The sequence below is a fragment of the Microcoleus pseudofavosus SVA1_A4 genome (assembly GCF_036700565.1).
Taxonomy (GTDB): Bacteria; Cyanobacteriota; Cyanobacteriia; order Cyanobacteriales; family Microcoleaceae; genus Microcoleus.
The window spans coordinates 60,561-79,267 of sequence record NZ_JAUBPE010000026.1 but is presented as its reverse complement, the minus strand read 5'-3'; the positions used below and the strand labels follow the sequence as shown (position 1 = coordinate 79,267).

The 18,707-nt window shown below is 46.9% G+C and carries 17 protein-coding genes and 1 tRNA gene; 6 read left to right on the top strand and 12 right to left on the bottom strand.

Features of this window, described 5'->3' with window-relative positions:
* Positions 1 to 36 precede the first annotated feature (36 nt).
* The 4 genes from QUA02_RS13560 to QUA02_RS13545 all read right to left on the bottom strand — a co-directional run bounded on the left by QUA02_RS13560 (position 37) and on the right by QUA02_RS13545 (position 1,814).
* Positions 37 to 110 (bottom strand) — tRNA-Pro (locus QUA02_RS13560).
* Between the two features lie 37 nt (positions 111 to 147).
* Positions 148 to 516, bottom strand: coding sequence for a DUF1818 family protein (locus tag QUA02_RS13555; RefSeq protein WP_333028458.1), 369 nt, complete (start codon positions 514 to 516; stop codon positions 148 to 150).
* Between the two features lie 141 nt (positions 517 to 657).
* Positions 658 to 1,305: a hypothetical protein gene (locus tag QUA02_RS13550; protein ID WP_333028456.1), complete on the bottom strand. Its 648-nt coding sequence runs from the start codon at positions 1,303 to 1,305 to the stop codon at positions 658 to 660.
* Positions 1,306 to 1,580: 275 nt separating this feature from the next.
* A complete protein-coding gene (locus QUA02_RS13545; RefSeq protein WP_333028455.1) occupies positions 1,581 to 1,814 on the bottom strand; it encodes a DNA-directed RNA polymerase subunit omega in 234 nt (77 codons plus the stop codon).
* 82 nt (positions 1,815 to 1,896) lie between these two features.
* On the opposite strand from QUA02_RS13545, the gene QUA02_RS13540 reads away from it, so the two are divergent.
* Together QUA02_RS13540 and QUA02_RS13535 are read left to right on the top strand one after the other, a co-directional pair.
* Positions 1,897 to 2,589 carry a GDSL-type esterase/lipase family protein gene (locus QUA02_RS13540; RefSeq protein ID WP_333028453.1) on the top strand — a complete coding sequence of 231 codons (693 nt, stop codon included), beginning with the start codon at positions 1,897 to 1,899 and terminating at the stop codon, positions 2,587 to 2,589.
* 402 nt (positions 2,590 to 2,991) lie between these two features.
* On the top strand, positions 2,992 to 4,245 hold the full coding sequence (locus tag QUA02_RS13535) for an S-layer homology domain-containing protein (RefSeq protein ID WP_333028451.1): 1,254 nt from the start codon (positions 2,992 to 2,994) through the stop codon (positions 4,243 to 4,245).
* A 207-nt stretch (positions 4,246 to 4,452) separates the two neighbouring features.
* Here QUA02_RS13535 and QUA02_RS13530 read toward each other — a convergent pair whose 3' ends face one another.
* The 8 genes from QUA02_RS13530 to QUA02_RS13495 all read right to left on the bottom strand — a co-directional run bounded on the left by QUA02_RS13530 (position 4,453) and on the right by QUA02_RS13495 (position 13,031).
* The gene (locus QUA02_RS13530; RefSeq protein ID WP_333028449.1) at positions 4,453 to 4,962 is read right to left on the bottom strand and encodes a pentapeptide repeat-containing protein; all 510 of its coding nucleotides are present in this window, start codon (positions 4,960 to 4,962) and stop codon (positions 4,453 to 4,455) included.
* A 92-nt stretch (positions 4,963 to 5,054) separates the two neighbouring features.
* Positions 5,055 to 6,404, bottom strand: a complete 1,350-nt coding sequence (locus QUA02_RS13525; RefSeq protein WP_333028447.1) for an LCP family protein — start codon at positions 6,402 to 6,404, stop codon at positions 5,055 to 5,057.
* Between the two features lie 48 nt (positions 6,405 to 6,452).
* Positions 6,453 to 7,487, bottom strand: a complete 1,035-nt coding sequence (locus QUA02_RS13520; protein ID WP_333028445.1) for an RRXRR domain-containing protein — start codon at positions 7,485 to 7,487, stop codon at positions 6,453 to 6,455.
* A gap of 188 nt (positions 7,488 to 7,675) precedes the next feature.
* Positions 7,676 to 8,056 carry a DUF6717 family protein gene (locus QUA02_RS13515; protein WP_333028443.1) on the bottom strand — a complete coding sequence of 127 codons (381 nt, stop codon included), beginning with the start codon at positions 8,054 to 8,056 and terminating at the stop codon, positions 7,676 to 7,678.
* Positions 8,057 to 8,583: 527 nt separating this feature from the next.
* Positions 8,584 to 9,759, bottom strand: a complete 1,176-nt coding sequence (locus QUA02_RS13510; protein ID WP_333028441.1) for an aminotransferase class V-fold PLP-dependent enzyme — start codon at positions 9,757 to 9,759, stop codon at positions 8,584 to 8,586.
* An 84-nt stretch (positions 9,760 to 9,843) separates the two neighbouring features.
* A complete protein-coding gene (locus QUA02_RS13505) occupies positions 9,844 to 10,449 on the bottom strand; it encodes a molybdenum cofactor guanylyltransferase (protein ID WP_333028440.1) in 606 nt (201 codons plus the stop codon).
* Positions 10,450 to 10,649: 200 nt separating this feature from the next.
* Positions 10,650 to 11,714 carry an anthranilate phosphoribosyltransferase family protein gene (locus QUA02_RS13500; protein WP_333028439.1) on the bottom strand — a complete coding sequence of 355 codons (1,065 nt, stop codon included), beginning with the start codon at positions 11,712 to 11,714 and terminating at the stop codon, positions 10,650 to 10,652.
* Between the two features lie 213 nt (positions 11,715 to 11,927).
* The gene (locus tag QUA02_RS13495) at positions 11,928 to 13,031 is read right to left on the bottom strand and encodes a LysR family transcriptional regulator (protein ID WP_333028437.1); all 1,104 of its coding nucleotides are present in this window, start codon (positions 13,029 to 13,031) and stop codon (positions 11,928 to 11,930) included.
* Between the two features lie 144 nt (positions 13,032 to 13,175).
* On the opposite strand from QUA02_RS13495, the gene QUA02_RS13490 reads away from it, so the two are divergent.
* The 4 genes from QUA02_RS13490 (at position 13,176) to QUA02_RS13475 (ending at position 18,406) form a co-directional block, all read left to right on the top strand.
* Positions 13,176 to 13,310, top strand: coding sequence for a hypothetical protein (locus tag QUA02_RS13490; RefSeq protein ID WP_333028436.1), 135 nt, complete (start codon positions 13,176 to 13,178; stop codon positions 13,308 to 13,310).
* Positions 13,294 to 16,713 carry a PAS domain S-box protein gene (locus QUA02_RS13485; protein ID WP_333119258.1) on the top strand — a complete coding sequence of 1,140 codons (3,420 nt, stop codon included), beginning with the start codon at positions 13,294 to 13,296 and terminating at the stop codon, positions 16,711 to 16,713. Before QUA02_RS13490 ends, QUA02_RS13485 begins: the two co-directional genes overlap by 17 nt.
* 367 nt (positions 16,714 to 17,080) lie before the next feature.
* Positions 17,081 to 17,368, top strand: a complete 288-nt coding sequence (locus QUA02_RS13480) for a DUF2238 domain-containing protein (protein WP_333028431.1) — start codon at positions 17,081 to 17,083, stop codon at positions 17,366 to 17,368.
* A 468-nt stretch (positions 17,369 to 17,836) separates the two neighbouring features.
* Positions 17,837 to 18,406 carry a DUF3611 family protein gene (locus tag QUA02_RS13475; RefSeq protein ID WP_333028428.1) on the top strand — a complete coding sequence of 190 codons (570 nt, stop codon included), beginning with the start codon at positions 17,837 to 17,839 and terminating at the stop codon, positions 18,404 to 18,406.
* Positions 18,407 to 18,707 lie beyond the last annotated feature (301 nt).

Genomic DNA, 18,707 nt, shown 5'->3' with positions numbered 1-18,707 from the left:
AATAATGGAACCCTTATAAAATAAGGATTCCATCTATCGGAGCGGCGGGATTTGAACCCACGACCCCTACTACCCCAAAGTAGTGCGCTACCAAGCTGCGCTACGCCCCGACAGCTTTAATAGCTTAGCATGGAATTTCCGAAAAAGTCAAAAAACTTTTAAAACTTTTGCGGCCTGCACCAAACTCGGAACCGCAGCCGCCGGCCAAAAACCCTCGCCGCGACGGCCAGCATTCAAGATCAACTGCACGCTGTAAGCTTCGGGATAGCCTTCTACCTGCACCCACAGCAAGTCGCTTTCGGCTTCAATGGCGATTTTTTCCTCGTCCATTAACTCAGAGGCCATGTGACTCATTGTGCCGGCCAACTGTCCCAAGAATCGGCAAAAATCGTTCAACTCAGCCTCCGTGAGTTCGATCGCCCAACCGTCGCCAGCCACCAAACCCTTAAACTCCTGCGCCTCCGGGTTCCATCCCAAACGCCACCCAACACCCGTCTTAATTACACGTTCCACCATTGAGGGATTTTAGATTTTAGATTTTGGATTTTAGATTAGTAGGACTTACCCATAAATACGAAAAAAAACGGGTTTTTTACCTGTGTTAAAGGGTCAACAGCAATATTCCCGTAAAAAACCCGGTTTCTGTATCGATGAGTATTAAGGTGCCAGCAACTTCGCATCTCCCGGCTGTGGCTGCGGTATTTCCGGGGAATTCGATCGCCCTTGTGGTTTTTCCCCCGCCCCCGGTGTGCGCCCACGCCCGGAATTCTCGGTAAAAACATCAACCAAAGCTTGAACCAAAGCATCCCGCTGTACTCTATTTAAACTTTGAATAGCAGCGCGATCGCGTTCCATCGGATTTGACCGCAAAACGTCGTTTCCCGGATACACGCTTTCCACCAAATAATCGGGAGTCGCCCCCAAATAGTCAGCTAAACTCAACTTCCAATCAAAGCGGTAATTGGGCGGCCGCCCTTTGACAAATACGTGATATCGAATCAACCGCCCGACTAAAGTATTGGTAGGATCGACTTTTCCAGTTTCCTTAGAAATGTAGTTATTCTCGATCGGGAAATCCGGCAATTTTTCGTACACAAATTTCCACGCATCTTGCGCCCTCACTTGCAGCGGCGCAGATTGTTGAGCAACCAGCACCCCAGAGACAGACTCGGAACTCCGCAGCAGCGAAGGTTCCAAAGCCGACATACTCAGTTCGCCCGATTCCAATACCCAACTCAAAAGCGTGAAAATCGCCACACTCAAAGTAACGAACAGAAAACTTAAGCCCTGCTTTAATTTATTCACGGTTTTGACACTTTTAAACATAGAAAAATTTCATAATCTTACGACCAGCAAAGTCCTACTTTCTAAGTTTATGAATTAGGAAAAGAAACCCGGTTGGCAGCATCCCGATTTTGTAAAAAGCGTTTTTTAGCAGTGCGAGCTTCCGGCTCAGTTGCGTATATAAAATAAACCGGGTTTTTCGCCCTGGCGCGCCAGTCTAGGTTGAAAAAATTTTGAGTTTTGAGTTGACAAAAATTGCGGGCAATTCACGACTCAAAACCCAAAACTCCCGAAGTCTAGATGTCTCCGATAATTTCCGGCTGAGTCAGTTCGTCCGACATCTCAAATATCGCCCGCATTACAGGTTTCATCATTTGATGGTCGTCCATATTCTCAAAATCTTCATAACGGCGGCGTTTGGCGCGGTTCGCCACCTGTACCGTAATCCGATAGCGGTTGGATGCAGCACCGATCAACTCTTCCGCCCGACGGGTTAGCTGAGTTGAATCGAAGGTTGGACGCTTAACCATGAGACTACCTACTTTATGTAATGTTACATTCTAGTCTAGTATGTCAATATTCATCAATTATTAACTGAGCATCATTTATGTTATGCAGGCAGCAACAGCCTATTCCTTTGGTAACTTGCATCGGGTAAATTCTCATCCCCTCAAATTGGTTGCTTTCGGCGACAGCTTGATCTACGGTTTCGGCGACGCTGCGGGCGGGGGTTGGGTGGAAAGACTGCGGCGACAGTGGATGTTACCGGAGAGTGCAGGACACGTTTTATACAATTTGGGGGTTCGGGGCGATCGCACCTATCAAGTCTCCCAGCGCCTGGAAAACGAGTTTCGCCACCGGGGCGAGCTCAGAAACCGTGTCCCGGATGCGATTATTCTTTCCGTCGGCCTCAACGATTCGGCGAGAGTGCAGTCGCCTACCGGGCGCAGCTACACTGATTTTGAACATTTTAAAACTGTTTTGGATAATTTGTTAAACCTATCCCAACAACTTTGTCCGGTGATATTTGTTGGGATGGTGCCGGTGGATGAAAGTAAAATGCCTTTTCAAGATTGTTTGTATTACAATCATGCGGATCAATATCGGTATAAGGAAGCAACGAAATTAGCTTGTGAGTTGCGGGGAATTCCCTATTTAGATATTTTTGATAAATGGATAAATCGGGGCAGTGATTGGTGTAGTTCGTGTCTAACTTCGGATGGTCTCCATCCCAATGCAGCGGGCTATCAATCTTTATTTGAAGATGTGACAAGTTGGGAACCGCTAGTCGCTATTAGTCATTAGTCATTAGTTATTAGTTATTAGTCATCAGTCATCAGTCATATCAAATCCGGTAACTACGGAATTATATCCGAGTGCGAGCGTTCCGCTCGCACTGCACTCCGAAAAATATTATTCCGATCTAAAGGGAAACGATATCATGTCCGGTAAAATAACCGTTATAAGTTTAAGGTAGATAAGGGAGATAAGCAACATAAGGATTTTAAGGAATTTAAGCCTTTTAAAATCCGCACTAAGAATAAAAATATTTATTTTAAAAGACCGTATCTTCCCCCCACGAAAAATAAAAATATTCAACAATGATTACATAACTGAGGGAAAGAAGAAGTTCGGCAGGAATCAATCAGCCTATTAACAGCTTGCTTGTCCTCAATAAAAAACTTGTGTAAATTGGAGAATCAAAAAATGTCTGTACTACATCGCATTAAATCCGGTACATCTGTTTTATTAACACTGGGAACCGTTGCCGGAACCGCAGCGCCGATGCTAGCTCCCGCGCCTTCTTTTGCTCAGACAGCTTTTTCGGATGTTAATAATAACTACTGGGCAAAAGACTTTATTCAAGATTTGTCAGAAAGAGGAATTATCAAAGGATTTCCCGATGGCAGTTTTCGCCCGGATGCACCAGTAACGCGGGCTGAATTCGCGGCAATGATCCGTTCTGTGAAAAAGGCAAAAACTCGTGCTGCTGTGGGGTTTGCCGATGTTCCGTCTAATTTTTGGGCCAGCGGGGCGATCGCAGAAGCTTACGAAATGGGATGGATGTCTGGCTATCCCGGCAATGTTTTCAGGCCGGCACAGCAGATTCCTCGCGTTCAAGTTGTAGTCGCTTTAAATAACGGCATGGGCTATGAGCCTACCTGCAATTTTCAAGATGTTCTCAGCTACTATAGCGATGCGGGTGAGATTCAAAGTTATGCTGTCAAAAGCGTTGCTGCTGCTACTGAAAAGCAGTTGGTTGTCAGCTATCCCAATCCTAAATCTCTCAAACCGAACAAGTCAGCAACGCGAGCTGAAGTAGCTGCTTTTATCTATCAAACATTAGTGAGTACCAATCAAGCAAGAGCAATTAATTCTCCTTACATTGCTAAGATTGATGTTAGCGAGTCTGTTGCTGTGAAAATTCCCAGCGGGGCGACTATTCCAGTCGAGTACGCAAAAGGCAAGATTTTGCTCGGCCCCAATGACAAGTCTCCGATTACGCTGACTGTAGCTGCGGATATCGCGGGCAATAATGGCCAAGTGCTGATACCGGAAGGCTCGAAAATTAGCGGCGAATTGCGATCGACTTCTGCGGGCGTTCAGTTTGTGGCTCAAGAATTAAGTATCATCAACGGCAGCAGAGTGCCTCTCAAGGCTACTTCGCAACTGATTACTAGGAAAGAAACTGTTACTAAGGGCGTTAATGTTGGTAATCTGGTTAAGAATACGGCGTTGGGTGCAGCAGCAGCGGCGGCCATCGCAGGTGTTACGGGCGATCGGGCGATCGCGACTGAAGAGGTGCTCGGCGGTGCGGGAATCGGGACTTTGATCGGGGTATTTTTAGGTCGAGATAAAGTCGATTTGTATGCTGTTAATCCCGACACCGATTTAGATTTGCAGTTGGATTCCGAGTTGGTAGTTGGTACTACCACGACAGGCATTTGTAGCGCTCGATAAATCATAAAATGCCGATAAATCCCAGAAATTTATTCTTTCTCAATAACAGGCAAGATGCCTGTTCCACAAAGAATAAATTTCTTGTGGGGTGGGCATCCTGCCCGCCCATAAAAGATTTATTGAGAATGGTTTAACCTCTCAGATAAATCCCAGTAGTAAGGTGCGCACTGCGCACCCTACAATATAGAATAAATTAACCCACAGTTTTTACTTACATCCCAAACTTTCGCGGGTAGAAACTCCCGTCACGGGATTGACACCATCTGCTTTCTCGCACAGGATATTCACTTGATAAGCGTCGATAATCGCGTCAGTAAAATCAGCACCGGAAATTGCAGCATCATAAAACCGAGTTCGAGTCATAATTGCCTCGGAAAAATTAGCATTCGTCAAATTAGCGCCGTCGAATGTAACTCTATCTACCAAAGCACCGGAGAGGTTGGCACCTGACAAGTTGGCATTCAGCAAAACTCCCTTAGTCAAAATCGCATTAGTTAAATCAGCACCTTGAAAGTTTGTTCCCCGCATTTCGGCCGCGACAAATGTTCCCCCCGCTAAATCCGAGTTGGAAAAATCGCGATCGGACAAATTAATATTAGTGTAATTAATATTTGTTTTCGGCAGGGCAAATGCCGGAGTAGCAGTCAGCAGCACCCACCCACAAGCCAACACTAAACTTAAAATCAGGCTCAGGAAAATTCGGAATACACTTTTCATGATGATGGGAATGGGGGATTGGGCATAGTTGACTGTTGACTGTTGACTGTTGACTGTTGACTGTTAACTGCTGACTAATGACTAATAATTAATTAAAATCGCTTTACCCAATCTTCGCCGACGCGAAGTGTAAAGTCAGAATCGATTTCACCGGTAGAAGATGCTTCAATTTTACCGCCGCCTAACGTTTTTTGCAGTAGATTAGCTGCCTCTAAATCGCCTTGCTGCACAATAATTTGACTTTGACGCTGCTTGTCCGGCCAATCCTGCACTACAGATACATTAGAAAAGCCCTTTTTTCTGAGAAAGCTAGCAACGGTTTTGGCGGTTGTCCGGTTGCTAGAAGCGTTTTGGACGGCGATTTTGAGGTTGGTGGGCAAAACGGACTCGCTGGGATTGCGAAATCGTCCTTGTGCAAAATCCGGCACGCTCTGGTTGAAATATTGTGTCATAATGCGATCGCGCCCGACCGCATCTAAAATCCAATAACTCCTCAAATCCCCTTGTTCTGAGCTAGAACGTCCGGGCAACATTACCATTTTAAAATTATCTCGATCCAATTGCAAACCGAAATTTGCGATCGTCAAGATTTCCTCAAAATTTAGGTTTGTATCCACATATTTTTGCATCAATCGAACAATTTGCGGCAAGCGCACCAATACTGATGGACTGGCGAGGCGGTTCCGAATAGATTGAATTAAAGATTGCTGGCGCTGAATGCGCCCGATATCTCCCAAACCGTCATTGCGAAAGCGAGCAAATTGTTCTGCTTGTTCTCCGTTGAGAGTTTGCCATCCCTGTGCTAAGTTTATTTTTAACTTTTGGGCGGTATCTGTATAGGACATCGCGCGAGGTACAAATACTTCGACTCCGCCTAACAAATCGACTAATTCCCGAAACGAACCGCTGCTGACTCGCACGTATCTTTCAATAGTCGCATTGTTCAGGATACTGCTAACCAATCGCGTTGCTAAAGCTCCTCCTCCTCTAGCATTGGCTTCGTTAATTTTGCTGAAGCGAATTCCGGGAATTTCGACTTTAGTATCTCGCGGAACTGAAAGCAAATTAATAGATTTATCTCTAGGATCGAGGTGCAATAAGAGTATTGTATCGCTGCGACCGTTAAAAATTTTAGGGGAATTGGCTGCTGCTTCCGGTACGCGGTCAATTCCCAGGATCAAGATATTAACTGGCCGCGACAGGCGGTATCCTGAGCGGTTGGATGATATATAGTTAAAGCCGGTAGCGTCTAGGACTCTACTAATAATTGGCGGTTCTACGGGGGCTAAGAGGGCGGTAATTGCCCCGATTGCTGCGGAGATGGCGGCTGTGAAAATTAGGAAAAGTAGCCAAAATATATACAGCGCTAATTTGGGCTTTTTTCTGGATTCGCGATCGACTGGTTTAACAAAGTTTCTTTTAAAGATTGACAAGTTTTTCATCCAAATTTCTGGGTTTAAAACCCCGTGCTAGAAGCACGGCTTTACAGATTAATTTGCGGAGCGCCACGAATTGTAAGACAAAAACTTACAATCTGTAGGCGCTACATTTTGGCACAATCGCTTGCTTGTTTTTAGATCGTGCAAACTAATTGTTTTTCGATGTGGGTCTTTCTTTGTTGGCGACTCTTGCCAACCCCCAACATAACAGAACCCATATTTAGGGTGTTTAACGATTGAACCGCGCTTAAATTCTGCACTTAAAGTTCCGCCGTACCGAGAGCGGACATGACCAGTGGAATGCTGCAAACGATGGAGCTGTCTGCGATGAAACTCCAAAGGGATTACTTCTATTACCTTGGTGTTATCGGGCTGGATATGTCCTCCGATATACCAATTAGCTAATACCCAAGAGTCAACGCAATGAGCCTCAAACAAGTTTGACAGCTTTTGTTTAGACTTGAGGAGTCCTAAATCTTGACGCATTTTACAGGTGTCAAAGCCCTGCCTAATTTCCAGGTGAGCAATTTTCTCAATTTCCGAGTAGAACCATCGTTTACCTACCTCCAGAGGACTAAAACTTGTATTCCATTTCTTAGCTCCCTTCCAGGTTTTTGCTTTAACGTCTTCTACAACAAATGTCGATATCGGAAACATCAAAGTCAACCATTTGCCAATCCTTAATTTCCACTGCCATCTCGCTTTAGTCGATGGGGGGATGCAATTTTTATTGACCGAGCGATTAGTTCGGTTTTGACGGCAGGGAGTATTGCGAAACCGCCTACCACGTCGCATATTTCGTCTGACCTCAACGCGATCTTTTACCCAATCAATTGCATGGGTTTGGATGTTTAAGTAGGTATGCGTTCTGGATTTAACGGTAAATCCTTCACGCTTACTACCTGGGTCAATGCCAACTGCAATTGGTTGATAGTTGTGGCTTAAAGGTTTTGCATTCAGTCGAACACAAAATACTCCTTTTTTAAAAAACGGCGTAGCTTTGCCCGATTCTATCCAACGTCTAGCCCGAGCAGGGGTAGTTGGCATCAGGGGACGGTTATTGCTGCCTACAACTGGTACAAACATTGACGGTAAGTCCTATTTCTAGGTGTATATTTCCCTTCGCCACTGACCACCAGAGAGGTTAAAAACTAGGGAGGCATTCTTAACGTCTTGCGGGATACCACTCCCAGGCAGTTCAGTAATTGGCTAGACACTTTTTTAGTCCTGAATTAAGAAGGTGGTGAGTCTTCCTCTTTTCAAGCCCCACGCCTTCAGGCTGGGGTTAGTGACTGACTTGCTGTTGATTGTTGAATTTTTTCAGCTTGGCAGTAAAACTTGGGCGGTGCTTCTGGAAAGTATTTGAACAAAGCCGGACACAGCCAGCCTTCGAGATTTTTCGATTCCCACCGATACCAGTTACCGCCGTATTCTGCTTTCAACCACAGCATTTCTGCTTGATATCCGGGAAATGGATTGGCTGAAAATAAGAGTCGGAAACCTCGATCGGCATTGGGAATGTCTGCGACAAGCGCTTCAATCATTTGGGGGACGCCCTGAACAAATGGTTCTCGGACAAGTCCGACTCGCTCGTCGTCAAAAACCCAGGTGTATTGTTCGCGATAGGGGTAAATTACCATCATGGCATTTGCCATGGTATTCTCCTCTTTTTATTTCGTTTCTTTGGTCTGCGAAAATGCAAGTCTTGATACATTATATTCTGTTGCCCCGGAGTTGTGCACTATCCGATTTGACAACCCTGTTTTAACTTGGGAAAGCGGGCGGGTGATTTACAAGCTTTCCTCGGCGTGGCCTCCTTGGTGCAGTTAGCGGGCGCTCGGGCTTTATAACCGTTTTTTTACTTGCTTTATTTTAGGTAAATGGTGGCTATTTTCAAGATGGTTAAAGGTGATTTTTGGCAGGATTTTTCGCTTTAATTGTCACTGTTTTTATACCATTATTACGTTGGTAGTAAGCAATGCAAGTCCTTATTCATTCCTGGGGAGAGGACGGTGCCCTCACTACGAACCTATGACTGTTTTTAGTTGGGTGTTACAGCAGATTCTACGTTTATGAAGTACACCCGCCTATCGTTCGATTCCCGTAGGGACACGGCACTGCCGTGTCCCTAAACTCCATAAACCTGGAATATGCTGTATGTTTTTTGGGTGGAATACCCAGCTCAAATTCTCGTCAGCTCAACCAGCGCCTTAGCCAAATATGCGTACTGCGGCAAAGTATTGTAAAACTGAGCCGAAATCCTCACCAACTGCTTGCTAGAATCCGGCCAAGGAATCACCGGAACTTCAATTTTAAAAATCTCCCACAGCGCCTCTTGCAAAGGTGCAATTCCTCCCTTTGCAACCGTATCAGACTCGGAGTCTGCCAGTGGCACAACTGCCATCGAACCCACCATTTCATCGGGACAAGGCAGCGGCAAATCTAATTTATCTGCCAATATTTGTCTTCCAGCCAATGCCAAAGCATGATTTTTTGCCATCAATTCTGGCCAGCCGCCGCTCAACAAAGAACCCATAAAATCAATGGCCACAGGGACGCACAAATAGGGACTCGGATCGACCGTTCCCATCCAGTCAAATTCCAATTGAAAGCGCGATTTATCAGTGCGGGGCGAATTAGCACCGTGACTGATCGTAGTTGGTCGAATGGCATCTTGCTTGTCGCGCCGCACGTACAAAAAGCCCGCACCTTTTGGCGCGCACAGCCATTTGTGGCAATTTCCCGTATAGTAAGCCGCGCCAATTTCATCTAAATTCAGCGCTACCATTCCCGGCGCGTGAGAGCCGTCTACTAATACATCTACGCCACGGTTAGCTAACTCGCCCACTAATTTTTTGATGGGAAAAATCAAACCTGTTTGGCTCACAACGTGGTCTAATAAGGCTAACTTTGTTTGCGGTGAAACGCACTTAATTATTGCTTCAATAATTTGTTCTGGCGACTCAATTGGAAATGGGACTTCTGCTACTATTACTTTAGCTCCTGTACGCTCGGCTACAAAATTAAGTGTGTTGCGGCAAGCGTTGTATTCCTGATTTGTAGTTAGCAATTCGTCGCCCGGAGCAAAATAGAGCGATCGCAAAACTGCATTGACTCCCGTCGTCGCATTCGGCACAAAAGCCAAGTCATCCTCAGCCGCACCGATAAATGCTGCTAACTGATTTCTCGCATTATCCAACAGCGGCTCAAATTCCCGCATTAAAAAGCGCAAAGGTTCTCTTTCCAGTTGTTCCCGAAAACTGGTTTGCGCTTCCAGTACGGGAATCGGACAAGCCCCAAAAGAGCCGTGATTGAGGAAAGTTATATCGCGATCGAGCAACCAATATTCGTTAATCATTAGTAATTAGTCAGTAGTCAGTAGTCAGTAGTCATTAGTCATTAGTCATTAGTCAGTTAACTGTTAACTGTCAACTGTCAACCGTCAACCGTCAACCATTTTACCTTTTAATTGCTCAAACTCTGCTAATGTATTGCAATTCGATAACATTACTGCTTCTTGTTCCCCTACAGGTAGAGGGATTGCGGGGATTTGATTTAACCACACTTGAAAGGAACGTCCCCCTCGGTCAATAAAACTTTGCAAACTGGGCAGAGATTGTTGGCGGTAGAAGGCGCATAAAGGCTCCCAGCGCGAATTTTGATAAGGCACAACTGCTAAAGTTGATTGGGGAAAGTCTGTTAACTGACTTGCCCAATTTTGAATAATCTGAGCATTCAACAAAGGCAAATCGCAACCTAACAGTAAAATCCACTCGGCGGCTATTTCTTTCAATCCCTGAGTCAATGCAACCAATGGCCCGCAGCCTGGATTGTACTCTACCAGAAATTGGGATGTTTCGGTTAAGGTCGATCGATAGCGATCGGGCCAAGCAGTCAGAACATAAACTTCGGGGGTTACAACGGCTGCAACTTCCAACGCCCGCTGCAAGAGGGATTTGCCCTCAATTTCCAGCAGAGCTTTATCCCTGCCCATCCGCGAACTTTGACCGCCTGCAAGCACAATTACTGCAATTTTATGATTAGTCATTAGTCAGTAGTCAGTAGTCAGTAGTCAGTAGTCAGTAGTCAGTAGTCAGCAGTCAGTAGTTATCGCAAGAATTGCCTGTTTTGAACAGGCAAGATGCCTGTTCCACAATAATTATTGGAGATGTCTAGTAGTCAGTAGTTAGTAGTCAGTAGTTAACGGTCAACGGTCAAGGGTCAACTGTCAACTGTCAGTAGTCATTCTCAACTCAAAACACTAACGGCTTGGCTAACTTCCTCAAGTTTTTGCACGACTTTACCGCTGCTTAATAAACTTTCCGCCTCAATTAAACCCGAGTTTACATCCAAACAAACTCCGCTGCGCCACAGATAAAATCCGCCGTTCCAGATAGCAGACTGCATTAATTCTGACGGTTTTCCCAGCAACACTTCCTGCATTTGTTTTAATAACTCAGATGCTGATTCAAAGGCCGGATTGGTGCTGCTAAAACCGTAATTTCCGTGAGCCAAAAGCACTCGCTCGAACTCAGTGTCCGGCTTAGCAATGCCGATAATCGCAGTACGATCGCGCGGCAAATCGCAGCTTCCCTCCAATCCTTTGACTGTGGTATAATTTTTGATTCCCCGCAACTCAAAGGCTTTTTGAAACATACCTTCTGTCGGTGGGTGGACGTAGCCGGAGATGACGTTAACGTCGCCGGCACAGGGACACCACATCAACTCCATTGTCGAAAAAGGTGGCCGTTTGCCGATTTCGCGGCGGTAGGGTACTAAAGCGGCGGCTTGAGGAAAATGCTTGGGAAGGTAAACAAAACCTAAACCCGTACTGTCAAAAACTTGTTGGACTTTTTCTAAACGGAGTTTTCTCCAGTCTACTCCCAAACCGCGCCAAATTTCAATCAGGGGAATGCCTTCCTTGGTTGGCATTGTCTCCCCCCCGTGCATGAGGGTTGGGACGCCCCTAGCGGCTAAAATTAGGGCGGTTATTGGGCTAACTGGAGCCGTGCGCGATCGCCCGTCGTAAGCAACGCCAAACACGGCCGCGGTAGAGACGGAAAACCCTTTTTCTCGGTTTGGGGGGGCAAGCATAGGCCCCAATTCTTCATAAGCATCGAGCATTCCGGCTAATTCTTCCCCAGTGGGCCGTTTAATGCGGTGGGAAATCATAAAAGCTCCGATTTGAGCCGGTGTTGCTTCTTGCAGCAGCATCATCCGCGTGGCTGCTGCTGCTTCGGAGCGAGTTAAATTTTCTCCTGTGTGTATTCCGCTGCCAATTTTTCGCAGCAATTCTCTAAAGGCGTCACTCATAACTTTTGAAGTTGGTAATTGGTAGTTGCTAGTTAGTAATTGGTAGTTAGTAATTGGTAATATTTGAACCGTTTTAAATTTAAAATTCCGAACTATCAATTCAAAATTATTTGAAAAATAGTACGCGAGCAAGATGCTCGCACTACAAGGATTCTGATCTCGATCGATTTTGCGACTGATTTAGGACTGCTATATCAATTCAAAATTATCGAATTAACTGCCTGATTTTTCTAGCTTGATTACATCAAAAGGCGGCACAAATTCGCGTACCAGATTCCAGAAATGGGCGATCGGCGGAATTTGCATTCGATCGTGAGTTGTCACCAACACCACTTCGCGAGTCCAAGTCGGATCGATCTGAGAGGTTGTACCATTCTCAATAAGCCTTTTAGGAACAGGCAAGATGCCTGTTCCACAAGAAAATTCATCTCTTGTGGAACGGGCATCTTGCCCGTTCTTAAGAATGGTGCAAGATGTTAGATCGATCGCCGATTGACCGATCGCCGAAACCTTGGAATTTGCACTCTCGCTGGCGATCGACCGAATTGCTAAAGTGCGATCGCCCTTCGCGTCCACCAAAGCTGAATGCGGGAGCAAAGCAATCAATTCTCCCTGTCGCACCACACCCCGAAAAGCATCGAGAGTGTTGAGTTCCAAAACAGCATGAAGTTTAGCACCCATGCGTCCAAATTGTTCTTGCACCATCCGCTGCATTCCGTACCCGTCCTTAAACACCACTTGCGGGTAACAAATCAATTCCGACCAAGGTACTCGATCGTACTTGGCCAAGGGATGACCCGCCGCCATCAGCACCTCGATCGGCTCACTGTAGAGCATCTCAACCAACATTTCCGGGGCTTGAGTAAAATAGCGGTTGTTCATCACCACCGCTATGTCCACCAAACCGTCTTTGAGGACTTTCAGAGCTCGATCGCTGCCCAAGGAAGTCACCCGCAACTGCACGTTAGGATAGTCGTGGCAAAACTTTTGCAACACAGGCGGCAAATAAGCAGCACAAACCGAGTGAATCGCAGCCACGCACAATTCCGGCTGCTTTCCCGCCAGCAAGTCTCCCAATTCTTCAGCAGCATTTTGCCAAGTCTGACAGATTTTGCGAGCGTGAGGCAGCAGGCATTCTCCCCCCACAGTCAGCTTCGCGTGGGTTGTGCGGTGAAACAGCGACAAACCCACTTCCGCTTCTAATCCCTGCACTTGGCGGCTAATAGTCGATTGGGTAACGCCGCACTTCCGGGCCGCTTGCTGAAAGCTACCGGTTTCAGCAACTGAAAGAAATGCTTGAAGCTGCTCTAAGCGCATGGATGTTTAATTCGAGATGGTTTCAGACATTTTCCTCGAAGATCATCAGTGACATTAACCCATTTACTATAAGAATTTAGTAGACGTTGATACAGGTACAGATTAGTTTTGATTCCGGGGCAAGACTTGCCAAGGCATTAGCAATTGACACTCCCCCGCAAGATAGATGCGGGGATGCTTGGCTGTTTCTTTGTGTATAAACTAGGAATTAGCGAGTCAGCAACACAAGTGCAAGTACGATCGATCGCACAGGAAAGCCGAAATGCTGCAATTTCTTAAGATTATGTCATTTAACCACAATTTTATTCCCCAAGGTGGATGTTGCCAGTGGCAACCGCAGTTGATGGGACTGCAGGCGGTAAGCGATTTGTTAATTGCCTTGGCTTATTACTCAATTCCAGCGATGCTGACATACTTTGCCAGGAAGCAGCGGGACGTGCCTTTGAGCAAGGGGTTTGTCCTATTGGGAGCCTGGTTTTTCTGGGGCGGGACAACTCACCTGATGCAGGTTTGGATGCTGGGGCATCCCAGCTACTTGCTGTCAAGTTCGATCGCCGCCGTGACGGCTGTCATCTCTGTGTGGGCTGTAGCGGAAGTGATGCCCTGGTTTTCTCAAATGTTGGCTTTGGCTGGGGCGGCCTCTATTCCAGCAAATACAGCGCTGGAAACTGAAAAGGTCGATCGACCGCAAGCCGACTCTGCTATTAAAAATTTGGTCGCATCCCCCACAACCGAACTCCAGCAAATTAACGAGCAATTGCTTGCAGAAATAACGCAGCGCGAGCTAGTCGAAGAACTCCTGCTTGACACTGTAGACAAGCTGCAAGAAAGCCAAGAACGCTTCCGCGTTTTTCAGGAATTATCTCTAGACGGATTTAACGTGTTTCGCAGCATTCGCGACGAATCGACAATTGTGGATTTTGAATGGGAATACGTCAATCCCGCAGCGGCAAAAATTCAGCAGAGTACCCCAGAAGAATTAATCGGCAAGCGATTGCTGCAAGTGCTGCCCGGCCATAAAGATAACAATTTGTTCGACCGTTACGTGCAAGTTTTAGAAACAGGAATTCCCCTCGATACCGAGATTTCTTACAACAGCGAAGGCATTGTCGGCTGGTTTCGGATTATGACCGTTAAGTTGGGCGACGGCATTGCTATTTCTTTTAGCGATATTACTGGCCGCAAACAAGTAGAAGCATCCCTGCGCGACGCGCTGCAAAAACTCACTTCTCATTTTGAAAATACACCCCTAGCGGTGATAGAGTGGGATGATAAATTTCGCCTCAGCGGGTGGTCGCCGGCGGCCCAGAAGATTTTTGGGTGGAATGCAACAGAAGTTTTAGGCAAGCATTTTAGCGAATGGAAATTTATTGGTGAGGGCGAGGTTGAAGATGTACAATCGGCAATTTATAGTTTAAAAAACCAAGAGGCTCGGTGCAATGTTGTTCGCAACAGCAATTATAATAAGTGCGGTTCGCTGGTGCACTGCGAGTGGTACAATTCGGCTTTTTACAGCGATTCGGGACAGTTGATATCGGTGCTGTCTCTGGTTTTGGACGTGACGGAACGTTTTAAATTTCTGGAAGTGCTGCGACAGTCTGAAGAGCGGTTTCGGATTGCTGCAGAAAGTGCCAGCGATTTGATTTACGAATGGGATATCGAGACCGGGATCGTGCTGTGGTTCGGTCACGTAGACGAACATTTGCAGTACGAAAAAGGCGGATTTCCTAGGACGAGAGCAGCTTGGAACAGTATCTTGCACCCGATCGACCGCGATCGAGTCCTGGCTGCGGTCGATCGGTATTTGAGCGCGCCAGACAGTTCTGTCGCCCCATTTTTTCAGGAATACCGCGTGCAGTGCCAGCGCGGCGGCTATCTCCACTGGATCGATCGGGGCAAAGCAGTGCTGGACAAACAAGGCAATCCTTGCAAATGGATCGGCGCGATTAGCGACATCAGCGATCGCAAAGAAGCCGAAGAACAGCGGAATCGGGCATTGGCGCGGGAACAGGCGGCCCGCCGCGAAGCCGAAGCCAGCGAACACCTTTACCGCGTCCTCGCTGAAGCCATCCCGCAAATAGTTTGGACTGCCAGACCCGACGGCTGGGTAGACTACTACAACCAGCGCTGGTTTGAATATACCGGCTTGACGCTTGCGGAAACTCAAGGCTGGGGGTGGCAGCCAGTTTTGCATCCAGATGACGTGGAAAACGGCCTAGAACGCTGGAATACCTCCGTGCAGACGGGGGGGACTTACGAGGTGGAATACCGCTTTAAACGGGCATCTGACGGGGCTTACCGCTGGCATCTGGGTCGAGCATTGCCCGTGCGGGATGCTGAGGGGAAAATCATCAAGTGGTTCGGGACTTGTACCGATATTGACGATCGCCAGCGAGCGACCCAAACAGCCGATTTCCGCGCGCGAGCTTTGGCTTTGCTGTCGTCGGCTTCCCTGGATTACCAGGAGGCGCTGCAAGGTTTGGCAGATTTAGCAGTCCCGGAGCTGGGGGATTGGTGCTGCGTGCATTTAATCGAGCCCGACGGCTCGATCCGCTTGCAAGCAGTTGCTCACTCCGATCCGAGCAAAGTCGCTCTGCTGTGGCAAATCGACCGCCGCTTGCCCGTAGACCCCCAGGGACGCCACGGAGTAGCAAAGGTGCTGCGGACTGGGGAGTCGAAAATCTACCCAGAAATACCCGACTGGGCGATCGAGGCGGTTGTCTCGGACAGGGATCTGCTGAAAGTGCTGCGCTCCCACACCCCGCTGTCGGCAATCTGCGTGCCGCTGATGGCTCGCGGGCGGACGCTGGGAGTGATTTCGCTGCTGTGCGGGGAGTCCGGCCGCCGCTGCGGCGAGGGCGATTTAATGTTGCTGGAGGATTTGGCGCGGGATGCGGCGGTGGCGATCGACAATGCGCGGCTTTACCGGGAAGCGGCGGAAGCCAACCGGATTAAAGACGAGTTTTTGGCAACGCTTTCTCACGAGTTGCGGACACCTTTAAACGCGGTTGTGGGCTGGGCCCAGATACTGCGACAGCGCAAGTTGAGTGCCGAAAAAACGGCTGTGGCTTTGGAGACTATCGAGCGAAACGGGCGGTTGCAGACTCAGATGATTGAGGATTTGCTGGACGTTTCCCGGATTGTGAGCGGCAAAGTGTGTTTGAAGCTGCGCCCCGTGGATTTGGTGCCGATTGTAGAAACCGCAGTGAAGGCGCTGAGCCCTGATGCTGAAGCTCGGGGAGTTGAATTGGCGAGTTTTTACGGTGAAGGGGTGAGCTTGGTGACGGGCGATGCTACTCGTTTGCAGCAGGTGGTGTGGAATTTGCTCTCGAATGCGATTAAGTTTACGCCACCGTCGGGTCGCGTGGAAATCAGGCTCTCGGAGGAGGGGGAACCGCGAGGAGCGGGTAGCGCCCTGTTGTCTCCTCGCTCTCCAGTTCACTCTGTGAAGATCGCCGTCAGCGATACGGGAATTGGCATCAGCAAGGAGTTTTTGCCGTTTGTGTTCGATCGCTTCCGCCAAGCTGACAGCAGTTCTACGCGCAATTACGGCGGTCTGGGATTGGGATTGGCGATCGTCCGCCATCTCGTGGAACTCCACGGCGGCACTGTCTGGGCTGAAAGTCCCGGGGAAGGACTCGGCTCGACTTTCGGAGTGCGGCTGCCAATTGAGCAGAGCTAAAGTTTTGATTTTTTAGTTATCGAGTTCAAAATTAAATATTTAAGTTCTACTTAAGGTGCTTATGGCGCACCCTAAATTTGCGGCGGTTTCCGCTCTTATGCAATACAATTAATAAGCTGTTCTGCATTTAAATTGTATCTTAAAAAACAATCAAACTCTTGTGGGGAGTAGGGGTTGGGCGTCCCGCCCGCCTTGAATATACAATTCAAATGCGCGACAGCTTAACAATGAGATATCACTGGGTAGTCAAAGCTAATGAAAGCATATTCGCTCGATAATAGCTGCTCTTAGTCAGGATGATGAAATTGTTCGTGCTTTCACGACTTTTACCGTGACTTTAGCATTGAGTTTTTTAGCATAAAGTTCAATGCTGACTATTTTCCGCAACCCTAAACTGCTGTATTTGCTAACAATAACCTGTTTGGGGATTGGGATTGGTGCTTTGTGGGAAGTTGCCGAATGGACGGCTGGTATTGTTCTCTCAACCGAAGTGATTGAGAGCCTGAATGATACGATTATTAATTTGATTGTGGATAGTTTGGGAGCTGCAATAGCTGCCCTAACGGGCTTATGGACGCTGCAAGAATGTATGCGCCCTGGTGTGGCAGTTGGGAATCAAGCATCTATCGCCAATAGTACGATCGATCGCACTTAACTGAAACTATTATCATAACTTTTCCCTCAATCATCTTCCATCAGGTGGATATTTTCTTATGGCATTAGACAGATGACAAGGTTGGGCTACTTAGATTAAATTAAGATAGAAGCCAGATTTTAAAATGTTGAACAGGGGCAATAGACCTTTTACCTAAGTCAATTTTTAAGATTTTAAATTTCCATTGTTGCAATTGTTGCAAGAAGAAATTGATGGTTCAGAACCGGGAGGATTTTAGGAAAATCAAATCAACCACAATAACAGTGGCTCTGTTGAGTTCAACCTTTTATTTACCGGAAATTGCCTAAATCAGTTCCCAAACATCAGGAATCCTGCCTGTGCTGAACAGAGTTTTCTGGAGAAGTCTAATAGCTAACCACAAGGCGATCGCTGGCGACAGGAAGACAAGCAGAACCTCTTTCTTACCTCGTTTTTTTTGACGTTCAATTCAGCAATAAGGTGTATATCATGAATCAACCAGAATCCTTGCCGCAACCGATGACCCAAAGCGAATTCGTCGCAACTTTTCGCTTGTTCAGTCGATTTAGCTTCTGGATACAGTTATTCTTGGGTGCTGTTTCCGGCATTGTTTTATTTTTTGCTGTGTTGGGTCGCAACATGAGCGAGCAAACTAATAATAATGCAGGTATTGGTTTCGGGGTAGTTTTAGCAATACTTGGCATTTTATTGCTGTGCTTTAGAATTTTTTGGGATTTTCGCTATAGGCTTTTAGGCCGACTTTTGCACGCCGAAAATTCCGAGGTATATCCCAGCAAAGAACATATTACTCACACCTTACGGATTGGATTAGTTTCTAGTTTGGTGGGGGTATTAATCGCGTTTGTCGCTTCTGAAGAAACAGTTGCTGTAGTCCTAGCGAAAACTCTCAGTCAACCGCAAGCGATGGCAGCTTATGCGCCGGAAAATGTGATTCGTTCCCTAGATATTTTTGTGACGCTGGCAAACGTCAATCTGATTGGCGCTCATTTTTTTGGAGCTGTTACTTCTCTTGGGTTACTTAATTGGGTAGAAGATTAGTTGGCAGCATTAGCGATCGCTAAAGGTAAACACAACTCCTATGTCGTCAGGACTTACAAGGGCTGGCACATTTAACTAAGGTTTGTGGCAAAGCACTGTCTTGGCGAAAGAGAGCGAAGACAGCGCATCTACAAGCTAAACAAGTTGGCTATTTGGATGAACATCTAATCTGAAATTGGCAGCGATCGCTTCTGCTAATAGAAATCTGCCCGATCGACCGTTTTTTAATTTTAAAAATCTAATTTATTAATATTGACAGATATTTCATCGACCTTTAGATAGATAGATTTTGACTCTAGCC